The 22,926-nt window shown below is 63.0% G+C and carries 19 protein-coding genes; 13 read left to right on the top strand and 6 right to left on the bottom strand.

Going from position 1 to position 22,926, the window contains the following annotated elements; translation table 11 throughout:
• Window positions 1-65 precede the first annotated feature (65 nt).
• Complete coding sequence (locus ACMGGG_RS16470) at window positions 66-950, bottom strand: LysR substrate-binding domain-containing protein (protein ID WP_112898886.1); 885 nt, start codon at window positions 948-950, stop codon at window positions 66-68.
• Between the two features lie 173 nt (window positions 951-1,123).
• Between ACMGGG_RS16470 and ACMGGG_RS16465 the strand changes: the two genes are divergently transcribed.
• Window positions 1,124-4,144 (top strand): FAD-binding and (Fe-S)-binding domain-containing protein, encoded by a 3,021-nt coding sequence (locus ACMGGG_RS16465; RefSeq protein ID WP_414154063.1) that lies wholly within the window; start codon window positions 1,124-1,126, stop codon window positions 4,142-4,144.
• 48 nt (window positions 4,145-4,192) lie between these two features.
• Here ACMGGG_RS16465 and ACMGGG_RS16460 read toward each other — a convergent pair whose 3' ends face one another.
• The 4 genes from ACMGGG_RS16460 to phhA all read right to left on the bottom strand — a co-directional run bounded on the left by ACMGGG_RS16460 (window position 4,193) and on the right by phhA (window position 7,081).
• Entirely contained in the window at window positions 4,193-5,386 is a 1,194-nt protein-coding gene (locus tag ACMGGG_RS16460) for an MFS transporter (RefSeq protein ID WP_414154062.1), read from the bottom strand.
• A gap of 92 nt (window positions 5,387-5,478) precedes the next feature.
• On the bottom strand, window positions 5,479-5,607 hold the full coding sequence (locus tag ACMGGG_RS16455; protein WP_256216352.1) for a hypothetical protein: 129 nt from the start codon (window positions 5,605-5,607) through the stop codon (window positions 5,479-5,481).
• A gap of 292 nt (window positions 5,608-5,899) precedes the next feature.
• Entirely contained in the window at window positions 5,900-6,256 is a 357-nt protein-coding gene (locus tag ACMGGG_RS16450; RefSeq protein WP_054891940.1) for a 4a-hydroxytetrahydrobiopterin dehydratase, read from the bottom strand.
• A gap of 39 nt (window positions 6,257-6,295) precedes the next feature.
• On the bottom strand, window positions 6,296-7,081 hold the full coding sequence (gene phhA / locus ACMGGG_RS16445; protein WP_112898883.1) for a phenylalanine 4-monooxygenase: 786 nt from the start codon (window positions 7,079-7,081) through the stop codon (window positions 6,296-6,298).
• Between the two features lie 253 nt (window positions 7,082-7,334).
• On the opposite strand from phhA, the gene ACMGGG_RS16440 reads away from it, so the two are divergent.
• The gene (locus tag ACMGGG_RS16440) at window positions 7,335-8,894 is read left to right on the top strand and encodes a sigma-54-dependent transcriptional regulator (protein WP_414154061.1); all 1,560 of its coding nucleotides are present in this window, start codon (window positions 7,335-7,337) and stop codon (window positions 8,892-8,894) included.
• Between the two features lie 118 nt (window positions 8,895-9,012).
• On the opposite strand, the gene ACMGGG_RS16435 is transcribed toward ACMGGG_RS16440, so the two are convergent.
• Window positions 9,013-9,270, bottom strand: a complete 258-nt coding sequence (locus tag ACMGGG_RS16435) for a DUF2790 domain-containing protein (RefSeq protein WP_054891937.1) — start codon at window positions 9,268-9,270, stop codon at window positions 9,013-9,015.
• 415 nt (window positions 9,271-9,685) lie between these two features.
• On the opposite strand from ACMGGG_RS16435, the gene acs reads away from it, so the two are divergent.
• From acs to astB, 11 genes are all read left to right on the top strand, one after another.
• Window positions 9,686-11,647: an acetate--CoA ligase gene (gene acs, locus ACMGGG_RS16430; protein ID WP_054891936.1), complete on the top strand. Its 1,962-nt coding sequence runs from the start codon at window positions 9,686-9,688 to the stop codon at window positions 11,645-11,647.
• A 507-nt stretch (window positions 11,648-12,154) separates the two neighbouring features.
• Entirely contained in the window at window positions 12,155-12,940 is a 786-nt protein-coding gene (locus ACMGGG_RS16425) for an ABC transporter substrate-binding protein (RefSeq protein ID WP_063545715.1), read from the top strand.
• A gap of 91 nt (window positions 12,941-13,031) precedes the next feature.
• Window positions 13,032-13,721: an ABC transporter permease gene (locus ACMGGG_RS16420; protein WP_054891934.1), complete on the top strand. Its 690-nt coding sequence runs from the start codon at window positions 13,032-13,034 to the stop codon at window positions 13,719-13,721.
• Window positions 13,718-14,416 (top strand): ABC transporter permease, encoded by a 699-nt coding sequence (locus ACMGGG_RS16415; RefSeq protein WP_054891933.1) that lies wholly within the window; start codon window positions 13,718-13,720, stop codon window positions 14,414-14,416. The genes ACMGGG_RS16420 and ACMGGG_RS16415 overlap by 4 nt, the downstream gene beginning before the upstream one ends.
• Window positions 14,417-14,438: 22 nt before the next feature.
• A complete protein-coding gene (locus tag ACMGGG_RS16410; protein ID WP_054891932.1) occupies window positions 14,439-15,203 on the top strand; it encodes an ABC transporter ATP-binding protein in 765 nt (254 codons plus the stop codon).
• Window positions 15,204-15,294: 91 nt separating this feature from the next.
• Window positions 15,295-16,275, top strand: a complete 981-nt coding sequence (argR, locus tag ACMGGG_RS16405; RefSeq protein ID WP_054891931.1) for a transcriptional regulator ArgR — start codon at window positions 15,295-15,297, stop codon at window positions 16,273-16,275.
• Between the two features lie 338 nt (window positions 16,276-16,613).
• The gene (locus ACMGGG_RS16400; protein ID WP_063545714.1) at window positions 16,614-17,834 is read left to right on the top strand and encodes an acetylornithine transaminase; all 1,221 of its coding nucleotides are present in this window, start codon (window positions 16,614-16,616) and stop codon (window positions 17,832-17,834) included.
• A gap of 146 nt (window positions 17,835-17,980) precedes the next feature.
• A complete protein-coding gene (gene aruF, locus ACMGGG_RS16395) occupies window positions 17,981-19,000 on the top strand; it encodes an arginine/ornithine succinyltransferase subunit alpha (protein ID WP_414154060.1) in 1,020 nt (339 codons plus the stop codon).
• A gap of 62 nt (window positions 19,001-19,062) precedes the next feature.
• Window positions 19,063-20,091, top strand: coding sequence for an arginine N-succinyltransferase (gene astA / locus ACMGGG_RS16390; RefSeq protein ID WP_054891928.1), 1,029 nt, complete (start codon window positions 19,063-19,065; stop codon window positions 20,089-20,091).
• Window positions 20,088-21,554 (top strand): succinylglutamate-semialdehyde dehydrogenase, encoded by a 1,467-nt coding sequence (gene astD / locus ACMGGG_RS16385; RefSeq protein WP_204360773.1) that lies wholly within the window; start codon window positions 20,088-20,090, stop codon window positions 21,552-21,554. The genes astA and astD overlap by 4 nt, the downstream gene beginning before the upstream one ends.
• Window positions 21,555-21,576: 22 nt before the next feature.
• Window positions 21,577-22,926, top strand: a complete 1,350-nt coding sequence (gene astB, locus ACMGGG_RS16380; protein ID WP_054891926.1) for an N-succinylarginine dihydrolase — start codon at window positions 21,577-21,579, stop codon at window positions 22,924-22,926.

The raw sequence follows: 22,926 nt of genomic DNA, 5'->3' as shown, positions 1-22,926 counted from the left end.
TTTTGTTGTCTGATCGGGTCCTGTGGGAGCGGGCTTGCCCGCGAAAGCGCCCAACCAGGCAACCGCTAAATCTGCTCCAACAACCACCCGCGAAACGCCCTGAGCGAGGGCAGCGCCTCGTTGCGCGGCGGATAGATCAGGTAGTAGCTGCGCTGGCTTGCAAACGCCTCGCCCGGGCTGAACAGCTCGCCCTTGGCCAGTTCTTCGGCCACCAGAATCCTTGGCACCAGGCCGATGCCGATCCCGGCGCGTACCGCCTGGATCAGGTGCGATGTCAGCTCGAAGCTCGGCCCCAGGCGCATGGCGCGATGCGCCAGTTCATGATGGGAAAACCATTCGCCCCAGGCATGCGGATTGTTGGCGACATTGAGCAGCAACTCTTCGCTGATGCGCGCTGGCGTCCATGTGTGCGCCGCACCCACCGCTTGCGGCGGCAGGATCACCACCAGTTCCTCGGCATGCAGCCGGTGGCAGATCAGGCCCGGCAAGTCGTGGCTGGCCACACCGATGGCGGCATCGATTTCGCTGGTGTCGAAGTTGATCGCCTCAATGCGTGAATGAATGTGCACCAGCATCCCGGGATGCGCGCTGTAGAACGCATTCAGGCGCGGCAGCAGCCATTTCGAACCGAAGGTGGGCAGTGTCGCCAGGCGCAGGGTACCGACCCCGGACTGGTAGGCGAGGGCCTGCAGCGTGGCACTGCGAATACGCCCAAGGGCTTCGCTCAACTCGCGCTGATACAGGCGCCCGACATCGGTCAATTGCACCTGGCGCCCTTCGCGGCGGAACAAGGTCAGGCCCAGTTGCTGCTCCAGCGCCTGGACCTGGCGGCTGACTGCGCTCTGGGTCAGCGACAGCTCGACGGCCGCGCGGGTGTAGCTTTCATGCCGGGCAGCGGCCTCGAAGGCCAGCAGCAAGGACATCGATGGGGTCAGGTGGCGGTAATTCATTCATGAAACTCATCGATAGCGGCAGGATTATCCGTTTGCCCTCGGCTGGAAAGTACAGGAACATTGGCCTATCCGTCATCCGGCCCGGAGTTATTCATGCCGGATGAGCAACTGAGCGTCGCCTGCCGGTGATGCCAGACCGTGAACCTGCCCATACAAGAGGCCATCCTTCGATGATCGCCCAGTTGCCCGTCCGTGCGCCTGTCGTCGGCTACCCCGAATTCCTCGAAGCCCTGAGTGCCAGCGGCTTCCGCGGCCAGATCAGCGCCGACTACGGCACCCGTACGGTGCTGGCCACCGACAACTCGATCTATCAGCGCCTGCCCCAGGCGGCCGTCTTCCCGCTCGATGCCGACGATGTGGCGCGCGTCGCCACGCTGATGGCCGAGCCGCGTTTTCGGCAGATCAAGCTGACCCCGCGCGGCGGCGGTACGGGGACCAACGGCCAGTCGCTGACCGACGGCATCGTCGTCGACCTGTCGCGGCGCATGAACACCATCCTTGAAATCAACACCCAGGAGCGTTGGGTACGGGTGCAGGCTGGTGTGGTGAAGGATCAGCTCAACGCTGCGCTCAAGCCGCACGGGCTGTTCTTCGCCCCTGAGCTGTCGACCTCCAACCGCGCCACGGTCGGCGGCATGATCAACACCGATGCCAGTGGCCAGGGCAGTTGCACCTACGGCAAGACCCGTGACCACGTGCTCGAGCTGCACAGCGTGCTGCTCGGGGGCGAGCGACTGCACAGCCTGCCGATCGACGACGCTGCGCTGGAGCAGGCCTGCGCCGCACCTGGCCGGGTCGGCGAGGTCTATCGCATGGCGCGTGAGATCCAGCAGACCCAAGGCGAGCTGATCGAGACCACCTTCCCCAAGCTCAACCGTTGCCTGACCGGTTACGACCTGGCGCATCTGCGCGACGAGCAGGGCCTGTTCAACCTCAATAGCGTGCTGTGCGGCGCCGAAGGCTCGCTGGGCTATGTGGTCGAGGCCAAGCTCAACGTGCTGCCGATCCCGAAATACGCGGTGCTGGTCAACGTGCGCTACACCAGCTTCATGGACGCCCTGCGCGACGCCAATGCGCTGATGGCGCACAAGCCGCTGTCGATCGAGACCGTCGATTCCAAGGTACTGATGCTGGCGATGAAGGATATCGTCTGGCACAGCGTCGCCGAATACTTCCCTGCCGACGCCGAGCGCCCGACCTTGGGTATCAACCTGGTCGAGTTCTGCGGCGACGAGCCGGACGAGGTCAATGCCCGCGTCGAGGCCTTCGTCGAACACCTGCGCAGCGATACCAGCGTCGAGCGGTTGGGCCACACCCTCGCCGAGGGCGCCGAGGCAGTGACGCGCGTCTACACCATGCGCAAGCGTTCGGTGGGGCTGCTCGGCAACGTCGAGGGCGAGGTGCGGCCGCAGCCGTTCGTGGAAGATACCGCGGTACCGCCGGAGCAGTTGGCCGACTACATCGCCGAATTCCGTGCGCTGCTCGATGGCCATGGCCTGGCCTATGGCATGTTCGGTCACGTCGATGCCGGGGTGCTGCACGTGCGTCCTGCGCTGGACATGAAAGACCCGGCCCAGGCCGCGTTGGTCAAGCCGATCTCCGATGCGGTGGCGGCGCTGACCAAGCGTTATGGCGGCTTGCTCTGGGGCGAGCATGGCAAGGGGCTGCGCTCGGAATACGTGCCGGAATACTTCGGTGAACTGTACCCGGCCCTGCAGCGGCTCAAAGGCGCATTCGACCCTTACAACCAGCTCAACCCGGGCAAGATCTGCACGCCACCCGACAGCGCCGAGGGCCTGACGCCGGTCGATGGTGTCACCCTGCGTGGCGACCTGGACCGTAACATCGACGAGCGCGTGTGGCAGAGCTTCGGCAGCGCCGTGCACTGCAACGGCAACGGCGCCTGCTACAACTATGACCCCAACGACGCCATGTGCCCGTCGTGGAAGGCCACCCGTGAGCGTCGCCATTCACCCAAGGGGCGCGCCTCGCTGATCCGTGAATGGCTGCGCCTGCAGGGCGAGGCCAATATCGATGTGCTGGCCTCGGCCCAGCGCAAGGCGTCGTGGATCAAGGGCCTGCCCAAGCGCCTGGGCAACCTGCGGGCCCAGCGTCAGGGGCAGGAGGACTTTTCCCACGAGGTGTACGACGCCATGGCCGGCTGCCTGGCGTGCAAGTCGTGCGCGGGGCAGTGCCCGATCAAGGTCAACGTACCGGACTTCCGTTCACGTTTCCTCGAGCTCTACCACGGTCGCTACCAGCGCCCGCTGCGTGACTATCTGATCGGCTCGCTGGAGTTCACCATTCCGTACCTGGCCCATGCGCCGGGCTTGTATAACGCGGTGATGGGGTCGAAGTGGGTCAGCCGCCTGCTGGCCGACAAGGTCGGCATGGTCGACAGCCCATTGATCAGCCGCTTCAACTTCCAGTCCACCCTGACCCGCTGCCGTGTGGGTGTGGCCAGTGTGCCGGCGCTGCGCGAGCTGACCCCGGCCCAGCGCGAGCGCAGCATCGTGCTGGTGCAGGACGCTTTCACGCGGTACTTCGAGACGCCGCTGCTGGCTTCGTTCATCGAACTGGCCCACCGGCTGGGCTACAAGGTGTTCCTGGCGCCCTACAGCGCCAACGGCAAGCCGCTGCATGTGCAGGGCTTCCTCGGCGCCTTCGCCAAGGCAGCGATTCGCAATGGCCGGCAGCTCAAGGCCCTGGCTGATTGCGGTGTGCAGTTGGTGGGTCTGGATCCGGCGATGACCCTGGTCTATCGCCAGGAATACCAGAAGGTCGATGGCCTGGAGGGTTGTCCGACTGTACTGTTGCCGCAGGAGTGGCTGATGGATGCCTTGCCCGAGCAGGCTGCTGGGAAGGGCGGCAGCTTCCGCCTGATGGCGCATTGCACGGAGAAGACCAACGTCCCGGCCAGCACCCGGCAGTGGGAGCAGGTGTTTGCGCGGATGGGACTCAAGCTTGCCACCGAGGCCACCGGTTGCTGCGGGATGTCGGGCACCTACGGGCACGAGGCGCGTAATCAGCAGGCTTCGAAGACTATCTTCGAGCAGTCGTGGGCGACCAAGCTGGACAAGGAAGGCGAGGCGTTGGCGACGGGTTATTCGTGCCGTAGCCAGGTCAAGCGCATGGCCGAGAAACAGCTTCGCCATCCGCTGGAGGTGGTGTTGCAGTACCTGGTGCATTGATCTCACGGCCTCTTCGCGGGAGTGCCCGCGAAGAGGCCTGCGCAACCTTCAGCCGTGCAGCTCTCGCCCCAGCCGTGCCTGGCGGTACAGATACAGGCTCAGCACCAGCCCGCAAACCGCCGCACCTGCGGCGAACAGAAAGATCGACCTGAAGCCGAAGCCTGAGGCCACCGCACCGACCAGCGGCCCGGTGATCCCCAGCGACAGGTCGATGAACAGTGAATACGCCCCGACCGCAGCCCCGCGGTTGGCCGCCGAAACCTGGTTCACGGCTTCCACCCCCAGTGCCGGGAAGACCAGCGAGAAGCCGAATCCGCTCAGCGCGGCGCCGACCAGGGCCAGCTCGGCGTTGGGTGCCAGCCATAGCATCAGCAGCCCCAGGGTTTCCACCGACAGGCAGGCGATGGCCACGCGAAAGCCGCCGATGCGGTTGATCAGATTGCCGAACAGCAGGCGTGCACAGATGAAGCTGGCGCCGAACAGGCTCAGGGTCAGCGCAGCGTTCGGCCAGTTGCGGCTGGCGTAGTAGAGGGTGATGAAGGTCGCGATGGTGCCGAAACCGATCGACCCCAGCGCCAGCCCCGAACCATGCGGGAATACCTTGCCCAGCACCTGCAGGAAGGGCAGGCGCTTGCCCGCCACCACCGGTGCTGCCTGCTTGGGCCAGGCCAGTGCAAGGCCCAGAACGCCCAGCAGGATGACGCTCACGCCCATGCTCCACAGCCCCAGGCCCTGGACCATCAGCACCCCTAGCGGCGCGCCGACGGCCAGCGCGCCATAACTGGCGATGCCGTTCCAGGAGATGACCTTGGCGGTATGTTCGGCGCCGACCCGGCCGATGCCCCAGCCGATCGAGCCCGAGCCCACGAGGCTCTCCGCGCTGCCCAGCACCAGGCGCCCGATGAGCAGACAAGTGAGGCTCAGCCAGGGCAAGTGAGTGAGGAAGCTGCAGGCCAGCATGAACACCCCGCTCAGGCCACAGCCGAACAGGCCCCACATCACCGCCTTCTTGCTGCCGAGGTTGTCGATGATACGGCTGGCGGTCGGGCGGCTGAGCAGGGTTGCCAGGTACTGGACGCTGATCACCAGGCCCGCGAGTACGGCACTGAAACCCAGGTCGTTGTGCACATAGCCGGGCAGCACGGCGAGGGGAATGCCGATGTTCAGGTAGCCGATGAAGGTGAAGAGAACGATGGAGACGACTTGCAGGGTAACCGCAAGAGGACGCGGTGAATCGGGCATGGGGGCCTTCAAGGTTCTGGACTGTGTGAAAACGTGATGACGGGGATGACCCGCAGGTCAGCCGTTTTCACACGGTCGGTGGGGATGCGCGGTTATTCCTGATCGGCGCTGGATTGATCGTCACTGTCCTGCGAAGCAGGTGCCGGCTCGGCGGCGTGGGCGGTGACGGTTTGCTCTTCGGGGTTCAGGCTTGGGAAGGGAAGATTCGGGATTTCATGCATCTCGTCGTTCCTCGCAAGTGTGAGTGAAAGGGCAGCGCTTGGCGCGTTGGAAGCTTTTGAAAAGCTGGGGCAGGATACAGCAGTCTGGATGACAGTTTGAGATTTTTCCCTCTCGCTTGTCGGTTTTGCGGGCGAATAGCGGACGGTGTGCGCCTCGGTTTTGCTGTGAATGCATTCGCGGCGGTCCAGCGCCCTGATAAGCTCGCACCTGCAGGTAGGTCACTATTCCTGTAGGTGCGGGCTTGTTGGAGCGTGGAGCCGCCGCGAAGAGAACGACGCGATCCAGCTGGCGTTATTTACGCCCTTCAGCCGTCTCAGCGACCTTGTCGGTGCGTGCACACATGATGAAGTCGTTGCGGTGCAGCCCTTTGATCGAGTGGCTCCACCAGGTCACGGTGACTTTGCCCCACTCGGTGAGCAGGCCGGGGTGATGCCCTTCGGCTTCGGCGATTTCGCCGACGGCGTTGGTGAAGGCCAGGGCGTGCTTGAAGTTCTTGAACAGGAACACACGCTCCAGTTCCATGTGGCCGTCGCGCACTTCTACGCTCCAGTCCGGGATCTCGCGAATCAGTTCGGCCAGCTCTTGGTCGCTGACCTTCGGCGCGTCAGCGCGGCAGGCTTCGCAGTGGGCTTGGTTCAAGGCATTCATGGAGGTTTTCCGCTTTCGAGTTGTTGTCGGCAAGACGGCTCAGGCCGCCTTGGGTGGAAATTTCGGCGCGTGCAGGCCCAACTGCATGGCGTGCTGGACCATGCCCATGATGTCCTCGTGGGCCAGATCGAACAGGCGCTTCATGTTCGGCAGGACGAAGTACACCGGCTGCAGGATATCGATACGGTAGGGCGTACGCATGGCTTCGATCGGATCGAAGGCTTGGTGTTCGGGTTCGCTGGACAGGCTGTAGACCGTCTCCTTGGGCGAGGAGAGGATGCCGCCGCCGTAGATCTTGCGGCCCTGGGCGGTTTCCATCAGGCCGAACTCGATGGTCATCCAGTACAGGCGCGCCAGGTACACCCGTTGTTCCTTGGTCGCCGCCAGGCCGAGCTTGCCATAGGTATGGGTGAATTCGGCGAACCAGGGGTTGGTCAGCAGCGGGCAGTGGCCGAAGATCTCGTGGAAGATGTCCGGTTCCTGCAGGTAGTCCAGTTCTTCCGGGGTGCGGATGAAAGTGGCGACCGGGAAGCGCTTGCTGGCCAGCAGTTCGAAGAAGGTCTGGAAGGGAATCAGCGCCGGCACGCGAGCGACCTGCCAGCCTGTGGTGGCGCCCAGCACCTTGTTGACTTCGCCCAGTTGCGGAATGCGGTCATGGGGCAGCTTGAGCTGGTCGATGCCGTCCAGGTACTCCTGGCATGCGCGGCCCTCGATCACTTTCAACTGGCGGGTGATCAGGGTGTTCCACACCGCATGCTCTTGCTGCGGGTAGTCGATAAAACCCTGCGCATCGGGCTCGCGGGCCACGTATTGCGTCTGTTTCATGGAGCTCTCCTGGTGAGGGCTTTCTTGTTATGTGGGACTTGCCCTAGGAATAGCCCTACGCAGGCGGTTTTGCACGGGTCGATCTGCGGAGTGAGAAGCAGGAGCGGGGCATTTCTGTAACGATAATTTTACAAATAGAGGGTTGTCCCGGAAAATCAAGGGTATCAGGCTGGCAGTTAGCGTATTTTTGTCAGCTTATCTTTACGAATTTTCTGCGCACCGATGAATAAAGTCGGTTGCCTCGGGGCCTTTCATGCGTATCAAAGTCCACTGCCAGAACCGCATCGGCATCCTGCGCGACATCCTCAACCTGTTGGTGGAGTACGGTATCAACGTGTTGCGTGGCGAGGTCGGCGGCGATCACGGCAACGCCATCTATTTGCATTGCCCGAACCTGATCAACCTGCAGTTCCAGGCCTTGCGTCCAAAGTTCGAAGCCATCGCCGGGGTGTTTGGGGTCAAGCGCGTCGGCTTGATGCCCAGCGAGCGGCGGCACATGGAGCTCAATGCGTTGCTAGGGGCGCTGGAGTTTCCGGTGCTGTCGGTCGACATGGGAGGCAGCATCGTTGCAGCCAACCGTGCCGCGGCGCAGTTGCTCGGGGTGCGGGTCGACGAGGTGCCGGGGTTGCCGCTGGCGCGCTATGTCGAGGATTTCGACCTTCCGGAACTGGTGCGGGCCAACCAGTCGCGGATCAACGGGTTGCGCATCAAGGTCAAGGGTGATGTGTTCCTGGCCGATATCGCGCCCTTGCAGTCCGAACATGACGACAGCGAAGCCCTGGCCGGCGCGGTGCTGACCCTGCATCGCGCCGATCGCATCGGCGAGCGTATCTACAACGTGCGCAAGCAGGAGCTGCGTGGTTTCGACAGCATCTTCCAGAGTTCACGGGTGATGGCCTCGGTCGTGCGCGAGGCGCGGCGCATGGCGCCGCTGGATGCGCCGTTGCTGATCGAGGGCGAAACCGGCACCGGCAAGGAATTGCTGGCCCGTGCCTGTCACCTGGCCAGCCCGCGTGGCCAGGCACCGCTGATGGCGCTCAACTGCGCGGGGTTGCCGGAGTCAATGGCCGAGACCGAGCTGTTCGGCTACGGCCCGGGTGCGTTCGAGGGCGCGCGGGCCGAGGGCAAGCTCGGGCTGCTGGAGTTGACCGCGGGCGGCACGCTGTTTCTGGATGGGGTAGGGGAGATGAGCCCGCGCCTGCAGGTCAAGCTGCTGCGCTTTCTGCAGGACGGCTGCTTTCGCCGGGTCGGCAGCGACGAGGAGGTCTATCTCGATGTGCGGGTGATCTGCGCCACCCAGGTCGACCTGTCGGAGTTGTGCGCGCGGGGCGAGTTCCGCCAGGACCTCTATCACCGGCTCAACGTGTTGTCGTTGCACATTCCGCCACTGCGTGAGTGCATGGATGGGCTGGAGGGGCTGGCGCAGCACTTCCTCGACCAGGCCAGTCGGCAGATCGGTTGTGCATTGCCTCGCCTGGCGCCGGCGGCGATGGACAAGTTGAGTCAATATCACTGGCCGGGCAATGTTCGGCAGCTGGAAAACGTATTGTTCCAGGCCGTGTCGTTATGCGAGGGCGGTGTGGTCAAGGGCGAACATATTCGTTTGCCGGATTATGGTGCGCGACAACCCTTGGGTGAATTTTCGCTGGAAGGGGAACTTGCGCAGATCGTCGGTCGCTTTGAAAAAGCGGTGTTGGAAAGTTTGATGGCGGAGTTTCCAAGTAGTCGGGCGCTGGGGAAAAGGCTGGGTGTTTCCCATACCACGATTGCCAACAAGTTGCGTGAGTATGCGTTGAGCAAGTCGGTGGATTGAAGAAGTTTCAAGTAATGAAGATTTAATCGGCGGTGTTGTGTTCGCGGGCAAGCCCGCTCCTACAGAAGCCCGCTCCCACGGAGATGTCGAGAGCGGACGAAGGGAGCGGGCCGTGGCGTTAGCCGTTGGAGCATCCGTTGCCCATCACGCGGTATTCGAGAATGTGCTTCTGGCCCTTGGAGTCTTCGTAGGTCATGCGCGCCGGCACCACTTCGCAGACATTCGGGACTTCGCTCATGGACAGCACCTTGGCGATGTCCAGGTGTTGCGAATAACTGTACTGTTCAACCGGAATCTGCTCGGCGTTCGTTGCAACATCGTCGGCCATTGCCGCGCTGCAAACACTGCCAAGTACCAATACCAGTAAAGCTTTCATTTTCAATTTACCTGTCTAAGGTCGTGAGGGGGCACGCGGCACTTGTGGCGCCGCGAGTACATCCAGAGTTTTACTGTTGAATTAGAGCGGGATTAACGTGCCTTCGTGGGGGCTGTTACAAGAAGTTAATCGCCTTGCCGTTGCTGGCGAGATGAATTCTAGGAGTGTGCTTCGAATTGAAAAAGATCTGGTTTTGATAAAGTTTTTCGGGCTTTTGACAGAATCGGTAACAATCACGGGTACGAACGTACCGAATTCTTCAGTGATGGCCTGGGGCTCCGCGGGCTAGAGCGCCTTGATGAAATTTCGCCGCGGCGCATGCTGTTCGTTACTACCAACGTCGAATGGTCATGGTCGCTCTGGTACAGTTAAAACCGTCTCATACAAAAACAACTATTACACCGAGGTAACACAGATGAGTGCGGCTCCACTGTATCCCGTTCGTCCCGAGGTTGCGGCAAACACCCTGACCGACGAGGCCACCTACAAGGCCATGTACCAGCAATCGGTGATCAACCCGGACGGTTTCTGGCGCGAGCAGGCCCAGCGCCTGGACTGGATCAAGCCCTTCACCAAGGTCAAGCAGACCTCGTTCGACGACCACCATGTCGATATCAAATGGTTCGCCGACGGCACTCTCAACGTTTCCTACAACTGCCTGGATCGTCACCTCGAAGAGCGCGGCGACCAACTGGCGATCATCTGGGAAGGCGATGATCCTTCCGAACACCGCAACATCACCTATCGCGAGCTGCACGAGCAGGTTTGCAAGTTCGCCAACGCCCTGCGTGGCCAGGACGTGCACCGTGGCGACGTGGTCACCATCTACATGCCGATGATCCCGGAAGCCGTGGTGGCGATGCTGGCCTGTGCCCGCATCGGTGCCATCCACTCCGTGGTATTCGGCGGCTTCTCTCCTGAAGCGCTGGCCGGGCGCATCATCGACTGCAAGTCCAAGGTCGTCATCACCGCCGACGAAGGCCTGCGTGGCGGCCGCCGCACGCCGCTCAAGGCCAACGTCGACCTGGCGCTGACCAACCCTGAAACCAACAGTGTGCAGAAGATCATCGTGTGCAAGCGCACCGGTGGTGACATCGCCTGGCACCAGCATCGCGACATCTGGTACGAAGACCTGATGAAGGTCGCCTCCAGCCATTGCGCCCCCAAAGAGATGGGCGCTGAAGAAGCGCTGTTCATCCTCTATACCTCCGGTTCTACCGGCAAGCCCAAGGGTGTGCTGCATACCACGGGTGGCTATCTGGTCTATGCCGCGCTCACCCACGAGCGCGTGTTCGACTACCGTCAGGGAGAGGTCTACTGGTGCACCGCCGACGTGGGCTGGGTCACCGGTCACAGCTATATCGTCTATGGCCCGCTGGCCAATGGCGCGACCACCCTGCTGTTCGAGGGTGTGCCGAACTACCCGGACATCACCCGCGTGTCCAAAATCGTCGACAAGCACAAGGTCAACATTCTCTACACCGCGCCAACCGCTATCCGCGCGATGATGGCCGAAGGTCAGGCGGCGGTCGCCGGTGCCGATGGCTCGAGCCTGCGCCTGCTCGGTTCGGTGGGTGAGCCGATCAACCCCGAGGCCTGGAACTGGTACTACAAGACCGTCGGCAAGGAGCGCTGCCCGATCGTCGACACCTGGTGGCAGACCGAGACCGGCGGCATCCTGATCAGCCCGCTGCCGGGCGCCACGGGCCTCAAGCCGGGCTCGGCAACCCGTCCGTTCTTCGGCGTGGTACCGGCACTGGTGGACAACCTGGGTAACCTGATCGAGGGCGCGGCCGAGGGCAACCTGGTGATCCTCGATTCGTGGCCGGGCCAGTCGCGCTCGCTGTATGGCGATCACGACCGCTTCGTCGACACCTACTTCAAGACCTTCCGTGGCATGTATTTCACCGGAGACGGTGCGCGCCGCGACGAAGATGGCTACTACTGGATCACCGGTCGGGTGGACGATGTGCTCAACGTTTCGGGGCACCGCATGGGGACGGCCGAGATCGAAAGCGCGATGGTCGCCCACTCCAAGGTCGCCGAGGCCGCGGTGGTAGGTGTGCCGCACGACATCAAGGGGCAGGGCATCTATGTTTACGTCACTCTCAATGCCGGCGAGGAGTCCAGTGAGCAACTGCGCCAGGAGCTGAAGAACTGGGTGCGCAAGGAGATCGGCCCGATCGCCTCGCCGGATGTCATTCAGTGGGCGCCAGGCCTGCCCAAGACTCGCTCGGGCAAGATCATGCGGCGTATCCTGCGCAAGATCGCCACGGGTGAGTACGATGCGCTGGGCGATATCTCCACGCTCGCCGACCCGGGTGTGGTGCAGCACCTGATCGACACGCACAAGGCCATGAACCTGGCGACCGCGTGATGATGCTTTGGGGGTAGGCTGTCTTGCCCCGCGCCTTGCAACCAGACCCCGCCGGTAATCGGCGGGGTTTTTGCATTCTGTTACCCGACATTCATCGGTAACCCGCTGCTGTCACCGTGATTGCACTCAAACGGGGCCAAGGGAAACATTTCTGTGCCTTCAGGGTGCGATCCTGTAGACGTTTTTTGCAGCCTTGCACCCTGCACTTGCCGGATTACAAGGCTTTGCCAATAATAGGCCCGCTTATTGCTTCGTCTAAAGGTTGTTTTCCTTTTGCGCTTGCATGTTTCGCAAGAGCTGTCAATATCGCCGCCCGCAGCTTCAAGCGCTTCTGTACGTAGTTGTCGCTTTGAAGAAATATCGACTACCGGGCTGTCGTTAAAATGCCACTCACTCGCTCGTGGTCTGCGACCTTGGTCGAACCCTGCGCGGCTCGCGTTGTACTCATTCGCATATCCGGCAATCGTGTCCCTGCCTGTTATTGCCCCGTACCGATGGAGTTACCTGATGAAGAAGCTTGCACTGCTTGGCGCCCTGGCGCTGTCTGTGTTTTCCCTGGTCTCGCAGGCCGACGAGAAGCCGTTGAAGATCGGTATCGAAGCCGCCTACCCACCCTTCGCCTTCAAGCAGCCTGATGGCAGCATCGCCGGTTTCGACTACGACATCGGCAACGCCCTGTGCGAAGAGATGAAAGCCAAGTGCACCTGGGTCGAGCAGGAGTTCGATGGCCTGATCCCGGCGCTGAAGGTGCGCAAGATCGACGCCATCCTGTCGTCGATGTCGATCACCGATGATCGCAAGAAGTCCGTCGACTTCACCAAGCGCTACTACCTGACTCCAGCCCGTCTGGTGATGAAGGAAGGCGCCACCGTCAGCGACAGCCTCGACGAGCTCAAGGGCAAGAAGATCGGTGTACAGCGCGGCTCTATCCACGACCGCTTCGCCAAGGAAGTGCTGGCACCTAAGGGCGCCACCGTCGTCCCTTACGGCACCCAGAACGAAATCTACCTGGATGTCGCCGCCGGTCGCCTCGATGGCACCGTGGCCGATGCCACTCTGCTCGAGGATGGCTTCCTGAAAACCGACGCCGGCAAGGGCTTCGCCTTCGTCGGTCCGTCGTTCACCGACGTGAAGTACTTCGGTGACGGCGTCGGCATTGCCGTGCGCAAGGGCGACAAGGCCAACGCCGATCGCATCAACGCTGCCATCGACGCCATCCGCGCCAACGGCAAGTACAAAGAGATCGAGAAGAAGTACTTCAACTTCGACATCTACGGCCCAGAGTCGAACTAAATCGTCGAGTTTCACCTGTGCAATGGTGCAAACAGCAGAATCTCTGAGGTTTGCACCATTTTTCATTCCCAAGTCCTGAGGAATCCCAATCATGTTGAAAGGCTACGGGGCAGTCATCCTCGAGGGGGCGTGGCTGACGTTGCAGCTCGCCCTGTCGTCGATGGCCCTGGCCATCGTTCTGGGCCTGATCGGCGTGGCCTTGCGGCTGTCGCCGGTGCGCTGGCTGGCCTGGCTGGGCGACCTGTACTCCACGGTGATCCGTGGCATTCCGGACCTGGTGCTCATCCTGCTGATCTTCTATGGCGGTCAGGACATCATCAATCGGGTCGCGCCACTGGTCGGCTACGATGACTACATCGACCTGAACCCGATGATCGCCGGTATCGGCACGCTGGGCTTCATCTTTGGTGCCTACCTGTCGGAAACCTTCCGCGGCGCCTTCCTCGGCATTCCCAAGGGGCAGGCCGAAGCGGGCGCGGCCTATGGCATGAGCAGCCGCCAGGTATTCTTCCGCATCATGGTGCCGCAGATGATCCGCCTGGCCATTCCCGGCTTCACCAACAACTGGCTGGTGCTGACCAAGGCCACTGCGCTGATTTCCGTGGTCGGTCTGCAGGACATGATGTTCAAGGCCAAGCAGGCGGCGGATGCCACCCGCGAACCCTTCACTTTCTTCCTGGCGGTGGCGGCGCTGTACCTGGTGCTGACCAGCGTTTCGCTGCTGGCGTTGAAGTATCTCGAGAAGCGCTACTCGGTGGGCGTAAAGGCGGCTGAACTATGATCTTCGACTACAACGTCATCTGGGAGGCCATGCCGCTGTACATCGGTGGTTTGCTGACCACCCTCAAGCTGCTGGCGCTGTCGCTGTTCTTCGGCCTGCTGGCGGCCATTCCGCTGGGGTTGATGCGGGTGTCGAAGCAGCCGCTGGTGAACCTGATCGCGTGGCTCTACACCTACGTGATCCGAGGCACGCCGATGCTGGTGCAACTGTTCCTGATCTACTACGGCCTGGCCCAGTTCGAGGCGGTGCGCGAGAGCATCTTCTGGCCGTGGCTGTCGAGTGCGACCTTCTGCGCCTGCCTGGCGTTCGCCATCAACACCAGCGCCTACACCGCCGAAATCATCGCCGGCAGCCTCAAGGCCACGCCTCATGGCGAGATCGAGGCAGCCAAGGCCATGGGCATGTCGCGCTTCAAGATGTACCGCCGCATCCTGCTGCCTTCGGCCATGCGCCGGGCGCTGCCGCAGTACAGCAACGAAGTGATCATGATGCTGCAGACCACCAGCCTGGCGTCGATCGTCACCCTGATCGACATCACCGGTGCTGCGCGCACGGTCAATGCCCAGTACTACCTGCCTTTCGAGGCCTACATCACGGCGGGCGTGTTCTACCTGTGCCTGACCTTCATCCTCGTGCGCCTGTTCAAGATGGCCGAACGTCGCTGGCTCAGCTACCTGGCGCCGCGCAAGCACTGACCGCTCTGTGAGAATCGACAGCATGTACAAACTCCAAGTCCAAGACCTGCACAAGCGCTACGGCAGCCACGAGGTGCTCAAGGGCGTCTCGCTCGAAGCCAAGGCAGGCGATGTGATCAGCATCATCGGCTCGAGCGGTTCGGGCAAATCCACCTTCTTGCGCTGCATCAACCTGCTTGAGCAGCCGCATGCCGGCAAGATCCTCCTCAACAACGAGGAGCTCAAGCTGGTCGCCGGCAAGGACGGCGCGCTCAAGGCTGCCGACCCCAAGCAGCTGCAGCGCATGCGTTCGCGCCTTTCGATGGTGTTCCAGCATTTCAACCTGTGGGCGCACATGACTGCACTCGAGAACATCATCGAGGCGCCGGTGCATGTGCTGGGCATGAACAAGAAGGAGGCGCTGGAAAAGGCCGAGCACTACCTGGCCAAGGTAGGTGTGGCGCATCGCAAGGATGCTTTCCCCGGGCACATGTCTGGCGGTGAGCAGCAGCGTGTGGCGATCGCTCGCGCCCTGGCCATGGAGCCTGAGGTGATGCTGTTCGACGAGCCGACTTCGGCGCTCGATCCTGAGCTGGTGGGCGATGTGCTGAAGGTCATGCAGTCGTTGGCCCAGGAAGGCCGCACCATGGTAGTGGTCACGCATGAAATGGGCTTTGCCCGCGAGGTGTCCAACCAGCTGGTGTTCCTGCACAAGGGGTTGGTCGAGGAGCGGGGTAATCCGCGTGAGGTGCTGGTCAATCCGCAATCCGAGCGTCTCAAGCAGTTCCTCTCGGGCAGCCTGAAGTAAAAGCTGCATTCCCGCACCAGAATAGGGCATGCTGCGCAGCGAGCGCGGCATGACCCGTGCCTCACTCGACTTCAGGTTTCGGACCTAGCCTATGACCACCCAGCGAATCGGATTTCTTATCTGGCCCGGCACCAAGCCGCTGACCCTGGCCCTGGCCGAGGAAGTGCTGCAGGTGGCGCAGCGGGTGCATCCTGATGTGGTCTACGAGCTGGCGTACCTGCAGGCCGAGCCTGCCGAAGCGGGCGCCTGGCGCCTGCCGGGCGAGCCCTGGAACGGTCGGCTGGAGGGTTTCCAGAAGCTTCTGGTACTCGCTGACGAGCCGCCGCTGGCGGTGGGTTCGGCGCTTTCGGCGGCGCTCAAGCACCTGGCCCGCAGTGGCTGCATGATTGGTGGGTTGTCGGCGGGCGTGTACCCGTTGGCCTTGCTGGGTCTGCTCGACGGTTACCGGGCTGCGGTGCACTGGCGCTGGCAGGACGACTTTGCAGAGCGTTTCCCCAAGGTTATCGCCACCAGTCATCTGTTCGACTGGGATCGCGACCGCCTGACTGCCTGTGGTGGCATGGCGGTGACCGACCTGCTGCTGGCGGTGCTGGCCCGTGATCACGGGGCAGAGTTGGCCGGCGCGGTGTCCGAGGAACTGGTGGTCGAGCGCATTCGTGAAGGCGGGGAGCGTCAGCGTATCCCGTTGCAGAATCGTCTGGGCTCCAGCCACCCCAAGCTGACCCAGGCCGTGCTGTTGATGGAGGCCAACATCGAGGAGCCGCTGACCACCGACGAGATCGCCCAGCATGTCTGTGTCTCGCGCCGGCAGTTGGAGCGGATCTTCAAGCAGTACCTCAATCGCGTGCCCAGCCAGTACTATCTGGAGCTGCGCCTGAACAAGGCGCGGCAGATGCTGATGCAGACCAGCAAGTCGATCATCCAGATCGGCTTGTCGTGCGGGTTCTCATCCGGGCCGCATTTCTCCAGCGCCTACCGCAATTTCTTTGGCGCCACGCCGCGGGAAGACCGCAACCAGCGGCGCAGCAGCAGCCCGTTCGAGTTGAGTTCGGCGCCGGCCGAGCGCGGTTGAGGTCGGGGCGAGTCCGCTTCCATAGCTGCCCCACTGATTCTGAGTTCGCCGGGGTAGCTGTGGGAGCGGGCTTGCCCCGCGACAGGGCCGCCGCGGGCGCCTCCCTCTCCTGTGAACACCCGTTCTCCCAATTTGCCCAACCCTCTCCCCGCCACCCCGTCAGCCCGTTACACTGCGCGATTGCGACAGTGTTTGTCGCATTGCCGAAAACCCAGGTAAAACAGGGGTTGGCGCTGTAACAAGTTGTCGCCTGGCAGCAAGGACAGGCGCCGATCAGTCCTTACAATCCCCCCATCGCTCGCCACTTTCAGGCCAGCGTTCCTCTTCAGGAGACTCAGATGTCCGTTGAGCAAGCCCCGGTGCAGCGTGCCGATTTCGACCAGGTCATGGTTCCCAACTACTCCCCGGCGGCCTTCATTCCTGTTCGAGGCGAGGGATCCCGCGTCTGGGACCAGTCGGGCCGCGAACTCATCGACTTCGCCGGCGGCATTGCGGTGAACGCCCTGGGTCATTGCCACCCAGCACTGGTCAAGGCGCTGACCGAACAGGCCAACACCCTGTGGCACGTGTCCAACGTCTTCACCAACGAGCCGGCCCTGCGCCTGGCGCACAAGCTGGTGGATGCCACCTTTGCCGACCGTGCTTTCTTCTGCAACTCCGGCGCCGAAGCCAACGAGGCCGCCTTCAAGCTGGCCCGTCGTGTCGGGCATGACCGCTTCGGCCCGGAAAAGCACGAGATCATCGCCACCGTGAACAGCTTCCACGGTCGCACCCTGTTCACCGTCAGCGTCGGTGGCCAGCCCAAGTACTCCGACGGTTTCGGACCCAAGATCACCGGCATCAGCCATGTCCCGTACAACGACCTGGAAGCGCTGAAGGCACAGATCTCCGACAAGACCTGCGCCGTAGTGATCGAGCCGATCCAGGGCGAGAGTGGGGTGGTGCCGGCCGACAAGGCCTACCTGGAAGGTGCGCGCAAACTGTGTGACGAGCACAACGCCCTGCTGATCTTCGATGAAGTGCAGACTGGCGTCGGCCGTACCGGATCGCTGTACGCCTACCAGCACTACGGCGTGACCCCGGATATCCTGACCAGCGCCAAGAGCCTGGGCGGTGGCTTCCCGATCGGTGCCATGCTGACCACCACCGAGCTGGCCAAGCACCTGGCCGTTGGCACCCACGGCACCACCTATGGCGGTAACCCGCTGGGTTGCGCCGTCGCCTGTGCGGTGCTGGACGTGGTCAACACTCCCGAGACGCTGGCCGGCATCAAGACCAAGCACGCGCGTTTCAAGACCCGTCTGGAGAAGATCGGCCAGGACACTGGCCTGTTCACCCAGGTGCGTGGCGTTGGCCTGCTGATCGGCTGTGTGCTGAGCGAGGCCTGGAAAGGCAAGGCCAAGGACATCCTCAACGCCGCAGAGAAAGAAGGCGTGATGGTGCTGCAGGCCGGTCCTGACGTCGTGCGCTTCGCGCCGAGCCTGGTGGTCGAGGACGCTGACATCGACGAGGGTCTGAGCCGCTTCGAGCGCGCTGTGGCCAAGCTGACCCAGGGCTGATCGCCCTGCGGTCCCATCGCCGGGGCGGATCGTACTGCGCCGGCGATACCTGAATTCCAGTGCGGGTGTCTGCTTGTGCAAGCAAGGGTGTGCCCGCCGTTCTTCCGTGCCGACCGGGTCGGCCCGTATTCCAAAGGAGTGACACCATGCTGGTGATGCGCCCCGCGCAAATGGCGGATCTGAATGAAGTGCAGCGCATGGCTGCCGACAGCCCCATTGGTGTCACCTCGCTGCCCGATGACGCGGGCCGCCTGGGCGACAAGATCGCCGCCTCGGAAACCTCCTTCGCTGCCGAGGTGAGCTTCAACGGAGAGGAGAGCTATTTCTTCGTGCTTGAAGACAGCATCTCCGGCAAGCTCGCCGGCTGTTCGGCCATCGTCGCCTCGGCCGGCTATTCCGAGCCGTTCTACAGCTTTCGCAACGAAACCTTCGTGCACGCTTCGCGCGAGCTGAAGATCCACAACAAGATCCACGTTCTGTCGCTGTGCCATGACCTGACCGGCAACAGCCTGCTGACCAGCTTCTACGTATTGCCCGAGCTGGTGAACAGCGGCTTCGCCGAGCTCAATTCGCGCGGTCGCCTGCTGTTCATGGCCTCGCATCCCGAGCGTTTTGCCGACTCGGTGGTGACCGAGATCGTCGGCTACAGCGACGATCAGGGCGAGTCACCGTTCTGGGACGCCATCGGGCGCAACTTCTTCGACCTCAACTACGCCGACGCCGAGCGCCTGTGCGGGCTGAAGAGCCGGACCTTCCTCGCCGAACTGATGCCGCACTACCCGATCTACGTGCCGCTGCTGCACGACGAAGCCCAGGAAGCCATGGGCCAGGTGCACCCGCGCGCGCAGATCACCTTCGACATCCTGATGCGCGAGGGTTTCGAGACCGAGCACTACATCGACATCTTCGACGGTGGCCCGACCTTGCATGCGCGCACCTCGGCGATCCGCTCGATTGCCCAGAGTCGCGTGGTGCCGGTCAGGATTGACGACACGCCAGTCAAGGGCGGGCGCCCGTACCTGGTGTGCAACGGCCAGTTGCAGGACTACCGCGCCGTGCTGCTGGAGCTGGACTGGGTGCCGGGCAAGCCGGTGGCACTGAGCAATGAAGCTGCCGACGCCCTGGGCGTCGGTGAAGGTGGCAACGTCCGTCTGGTTGCCGCCTGAGCCTGGGCGAAGCTGGCAAGCGCGATTCGCGGCAGGCAGAGGCCGCCGCACAAGGAGATAGCATGATCGTTCGTCCTGTACGTAGCAGCGATTTACCCGCGCTGATCGAATTGGCCCGCAGCACCGGTACCACCGGGCTGACCACGCTTCCTGCCAACGAGGAGCGATTGGCCCGCCGTGTCGGCTGGGCCGAGAAGAGCTTCAGTGGCGAAGCCGAGCGCGGCGACACCGACTACCTGTTCGTGCTGGAGAACGACGAAGGCCTGGTGGTCGGCATCAGCGCCATCGCCGGCGCCGTCGGTTTGCGCGAGCCTTGGTACAACTATCGGGTCGGCCTGACGGTCAGCGCCTCGCAGGAACTGAACATCTACCGCGAGATCCCGACCCTGTTCCTGGCCAACGACCTGACCGGCAACTCCGAGCTGTGCTCGCTGTTCCTGCGCAGTGACTACCGCAGCGGGCGCAATGGGCACCTGCTGTCGAAGTCGCGCATGCTGTTCATCGCCGAATTCCCTGACCTGTTTGGCAAGAAGATCATCGCCGAGATGCGTGGCATGTCCGACGCTGCCGGTCGTTCGCCGTTCTGGGAAAGCCTGGGCCGCCACTTCTTCAAGATGGAATTCAGCCAGGCCGACTACCTCACCGGCGTGGGCAACAAGTCGTTCATCGCCGAGCTGATGCCCAAATTCCCGCTGTACACCTGTTTCCTGTCGGAGGCTGCGCGCAGCGTCATCGGGCGCGTGCACACCGACACCGAGCCTGCGCTGGCGATGCTCAAGCGCGAAGGTTTCAACTATCAAGGCTACGTCGACATCTTCGATGCCGGCCCGGCAATCGAATGCGAGACCGCGAAGATCCGAGCCGTGCGCGAGAGTGAAACCCTGGTGCTGGCGGTCGGTACGCCGGGTGACGACGCCACGCCTTACATCATCCACAACCGCAAGCGCGAAGACTGCCGTATTACCGCAGCGCCCGCGCGTCTGGCGGCCGGGACATTGGTCGTCGATCCGCAGACCGCCAAGCGCCTGCGCCTGGGCGTTGGCGATAACGTTCGCGCCGTGCCGCTGACTGCACCCCGGGAGACCCAATAATGACCACGCATTACATCGCCGGAAACTGGCAGGCCGGCCAGGGTGACGCCCTGCAATCGCTCGACCCGGTCAGCCAGGCCGTGGTCTGGCAAGGGCAGGGTGCGACGCCTGCTCAGGTCGAAGCTGCGGTGCAGGCGGCGCGCAATGCCTTTCCAGCCTGGGCGCAACTGAGCCTGGAGGCGCGCATCGCCGTGCTCGAAGGCTTCGCCGACCAGCTCAAGGCCAACGCCGACGAACTGGCCCGCTGCATCGGTGAGGAAACCGGCAAGCCCTTGTGGGAGTCGGCCACCGAAGTCACCAGCATGGTCAACAAGGTAGCGATCTCGGTGCAGAGCTACCGCGAGCGTACCGGCGAGAAGAGCGGCCCGCTGGCCGACGCGACCGCCGTGTTGCGCCACAAGCCGCATGGTGTGGTGGCGGTGTTCGGCCCCTATAACTTCCCTGGTCACTTGCCTAACGGCCATATCGTGCCGGCACTGCTGGCTGGCAACTGTGTCGTGTTCAAGCCCAGCGAGCTGACCCCCAAGGTCGCCGAGCTGACGGTCAAGTGCTGGATCGCCGCCGGGTTGCCGAGCGGTGTGCTCAACCTGGTGCAGGGCGCCCGTGAAACCGGTGTCGCTCTGGCAGCCAACCCGGGCATAGATGGTCTGTTCTTCACTGGTTCCAGTCGCACCGGCAACCTGCTGCACCAGCAGTTCGCCGGTCGCCCGGACAAGATCCTGGCGCTGGAAATGGGTGGCAACAATCCGCTGGTGGTCGATGAGGTCAAGGATCTGGATGCTGCGGTCTACACCATCATCCAGTCGGCGTTCATTTCGGCCGGGCAGCGTTGCACCTGTGCCCGCCGTCTTCTGGTGCCGCACGGCGCCTGGGGTGACACGCTGCTTGCGCGCCTGGTCGAGGTCAGTCGCAGCATCAGCGTCGGTGCCTTCGACCAGCAACCGGCGCCATTCATGGGCTCGGTGATTTCACTGCAGGCTGCCGGTGCCTTGCTGGCGGCGCAGTCCGAACTGCTGGCCAAGGGCGCGCAGGCGCTGCTGGAAATGACCCAGCCAAAGGCCGGCGCTGCCTTGTTGACGCCAGGCATCCTCGATGTTTCGGCAGTTGCCGACCGGCCCGACGAAGAGTTCTTCGGCCCACTGCTGCAGGTGATTCGCTACAGCGACTTTGATGCGGCGATCGATGAGGCCAACAACACCCAGTACGGCCTGGCAGCCGGGTTGCTGTCCGACTCGCGCGCTCGTTACCAGTACTTCTGGCTGCGCAGTCGCGCCGGCATCGTCAACTGGAACAAGCAACTCACCGGCGCCGCCAGCAGCGCACCGTTCGGTGGCGTGGGGGCCAGTGGCAATCACCGGGCCAGTGCCTATTATGCGGCGGACTACTGCGCCTACCCCGTGGCCTCGCTGGAGACCGCCAGCCTTGCCCTGCCGGCGACCCTGACGCCGGGCGTCACCCTATAACAACAGGTCTCGGAGCTAGCCGATGAAATCCTATGAAGTGAATTTTGATGGCCTGGTGGGGCCAACCCACAACTACGGCGGCCTCTCGTACGGCAACGTGGCCTCGCAGAGCAACAGCCAGCAGTGCTCCAACCCGCGAGAAGCGGCACGCCAGGGCCTGGCAAAAATGAAAGCCCTGATGGAAATGGGCTTCAAGCAAGGTGTGCTGGCCCCGCAGGAGCGACCGGATGTGGCTGCCCTGCGCCGCCTGGGCTTCACCGGCAGCGACGCCGAGGTGATCCGCCGCGCCGCCAAGGAGGCCATGCCGCTGCTCGTCGCCAGTTGCTCGGCCTCGAGCATGTGGGTGGCCAACGCCGCCACCGTCAGCCCCAGCGCCGACACGGCGGATGGGCGGGTGCATTTCACTGCAGCCAACCTCAACTGCAAATACCACCGCAGCATCGAACACCCGACCACCAGTCGCGTGCTGGCGGCGATGTTCGCTGACGAGCAGCATTTCGCCCACCACGCGGCATTGCCGGCAGTGGCCCAGTTCGGCGACGAGGGTGCGGCCAATCACACGCGCTTCTGCCGTGCGTACGGCGAGTCGGGCGTGGAGTTCTTCGTCTATGGTCGCAGCGCCTTCGACGCGCGCTACCCGGCGCCACAGAAGTATCCGGCGCGCCAGACCCTCGAGGCCTCCCAGGCCGTGGCGCGGTTGCATGGCCTTGGCGAGGAGGGTGTGGTCTACGCTCAACAGAACCCGGCGGTGATCGACCAGGGGGTGTTCCATAACGACGTGATTTCGGTGGGTAACGGCGAGGTGCTGTTCTACCACGAGGACGCCTTCCTCGAGACCGACACGGTGCTTGGCCAACTGCAGGCTAAACTGGCTGCAAAGGGCGGCAACTTCCAGGCCATCCGCGTGCCGCGTTCGGCAGTGACGGTGGAGGACGCGGTGCGGTCCTACCTGTTCAACAGCCAGTTGCTGTCGCGCGACGACGGTTCCATGCTGCTGGTGGTACCTGAAGAGTGCCGCAACAACGAGCGCGTGTGGAGTTACCTGAGCCAGCTGACCGGCCAGCAGGGTGTGGTGAAGGAGGTCAAGGTGTTCGACCTCAAGCAGAGCATGCAGAACGGCGGAGGCCCCGCCTGCCTGCGCTTGCGCGTAGCCCTGAAGGAAACGGAACTGGCGGCGGTCAACCAAGGCGTTATCATGACCGCCCCGCTGTACGACACCCTGGTGCAGTGGGTCGACAAGCACTACCGCGACCGTCTGGGCGAAGCTGATCTTGCCGACCCGCAGTTGCTGGACGAATGCCGTACGGCACTGGATGAGTTGACCCAGATCCTGAAGTTGGGTTCGGTCTATCCGTTCCAACGCCAACCTTGA

The organism is Pseudomonas sp. BNK-44-b (genome assembly GCF_047456245.1).
GTDB lineage: Bacteria > Pseudomonadota > Gammaproteobacteria > Pseudomonadales > Pseudomonadaceae > Aquipseudomonas > Aquipseudomonas machongensis.
Note: the sequence above shows the minus strand (reverse complement) of the source record. Positions and strands in the feature narration are given on the sequence as shown.

Excerpts from the sequence above, each read along its gene's own strand:
- ACMGGG_RS16470 (WP_112898886.1), bottom strand. The coding sequence starts at position 950 with ATGAATTACCGCCACCTGACCCCATCGATGTCCTTGCTGCTGGCCTTC.
- ACMGGG_RS16465 (WP_414154063.1), top strand. The coding sequence starts at position 1,124 with ATGATCGCCCAGTTGCCCGTCCGTGCGCCTGTCGTCGGCTACCCCGAA.
- ACMGGG_RS16460 (WP_414154062.1), bottom strand. The coding sequence starts at position 5,386 with ATGCCCGATTCACCGCGTCCTCTTGCGGTTACCCTGCAAGTCGTCTCC.
- ACMGGG_RS16455 (WP_256216352.1), bottom strand. The coding sequence starts at position 5,607 with ATGCATGAAATCCCGAATCTTCCCTTCCCAAGCCTGAACCCCGAAGAG.
- ACMGGG_RS16450 (WP_054891940.1), bottom strand. The coding sequence starts at position 6,256 with ATGAATGCCTTGAACCAAGCCCACTGCGAAGCCTGCCGCGCTGACGCG.
- phhA (WP_112898883.1), bottom strand. The coding sequence starts at position 7,081 with ATGAAACAGACGCAATACGTGGCCCGCGAGCCCGATGCGCAGGGTTTT.
- ACMGGG_RS16440 (WP_414154061.1), top strand. The coding sequence starts at position 7,335 with ATGCGTATCAAAGTCCACTGCCAGAACCGCATCGGCATCCTGCGCGAC.
- ACMGGG_RS16435 (WP_054891937.1), bottom strand. The coding sequence starts at position 9,270 with ATGAAAGCTTTACTGGTATTGGTACTTGGCAGTGTTTGCAGCGCGGCA.
- acs (WP_054891936.1), top strand. The coding sequence starts at position 9,686 with ATGAGTGCGGCTCCACTGTATCCCGTTCGTCCCGAGGTTGCGGCAAAC.
- ACMGGG_RS16425 (WP_063545715.1), top strand. The coding sequence starts at position 12,155 with ATGAAGAAGCTTGCACTGCTTGGCGCCCTGGCGCTGTCTGTGTTTTCC.
- ACMGGG_RS16420 (WP_054891934.1), top strand. The coding sequence starts at position 13,032 with ATGTTGAAAGGCTACGGGGCAGTCATCCTCGAGGGGGCGTGGCTGACG.
- ACMGGG_RS16415 (WP_054891933.1), top strand. The coding sequence starts at position 13,718 with ATGATCTTCGACTACAACGTCATCTGGGAGGCCATGCCGCTGTACATC.
- ACMGGG_RS16410 (WP_054891932.1), top strand. The coding sequence starts at position 14,439 with ATGTACAAACTCCAAGTCCAAGACCTGCACAAGCGCTACGGCAGCCAC.
- argR (WP_054891931.1), top strand. The coding sequence starts at position 15,295 with ATGACCACCCAGCGAATCGGATTTCTTATCTGGCCCGGCACCAAGCCG.
- ACMGGG_RS16400 (WP_063545714.1), top strand. The coding sequence starts at position 16,614 with ATGTCCGTTGAGCAAGCCCCGGTGCAGCGTGCCGATTTCGACCAGGTC.
- aruF (WP_414154060.1), top strand. The coding sequence starts at position 17,981 with ATGCTGGTGATGCGCCCCGCGCAAATGGCGGATCTGAATGAAGTGCAG.
- astA (WP_054891928.1), top strand. The coding sequence starts at position 19,063 with ATGATCGTTCGTCCTGTACGTAGCAGCGATTTACCCGCGCTGATCGAA.
- astB (WP_054891926.1), top strand. The coding sequence starts at position 21,577 with ATGAAATCCTATGAAGTGAATTTTGATGGCCTGGTGGGGCCAACCCAC.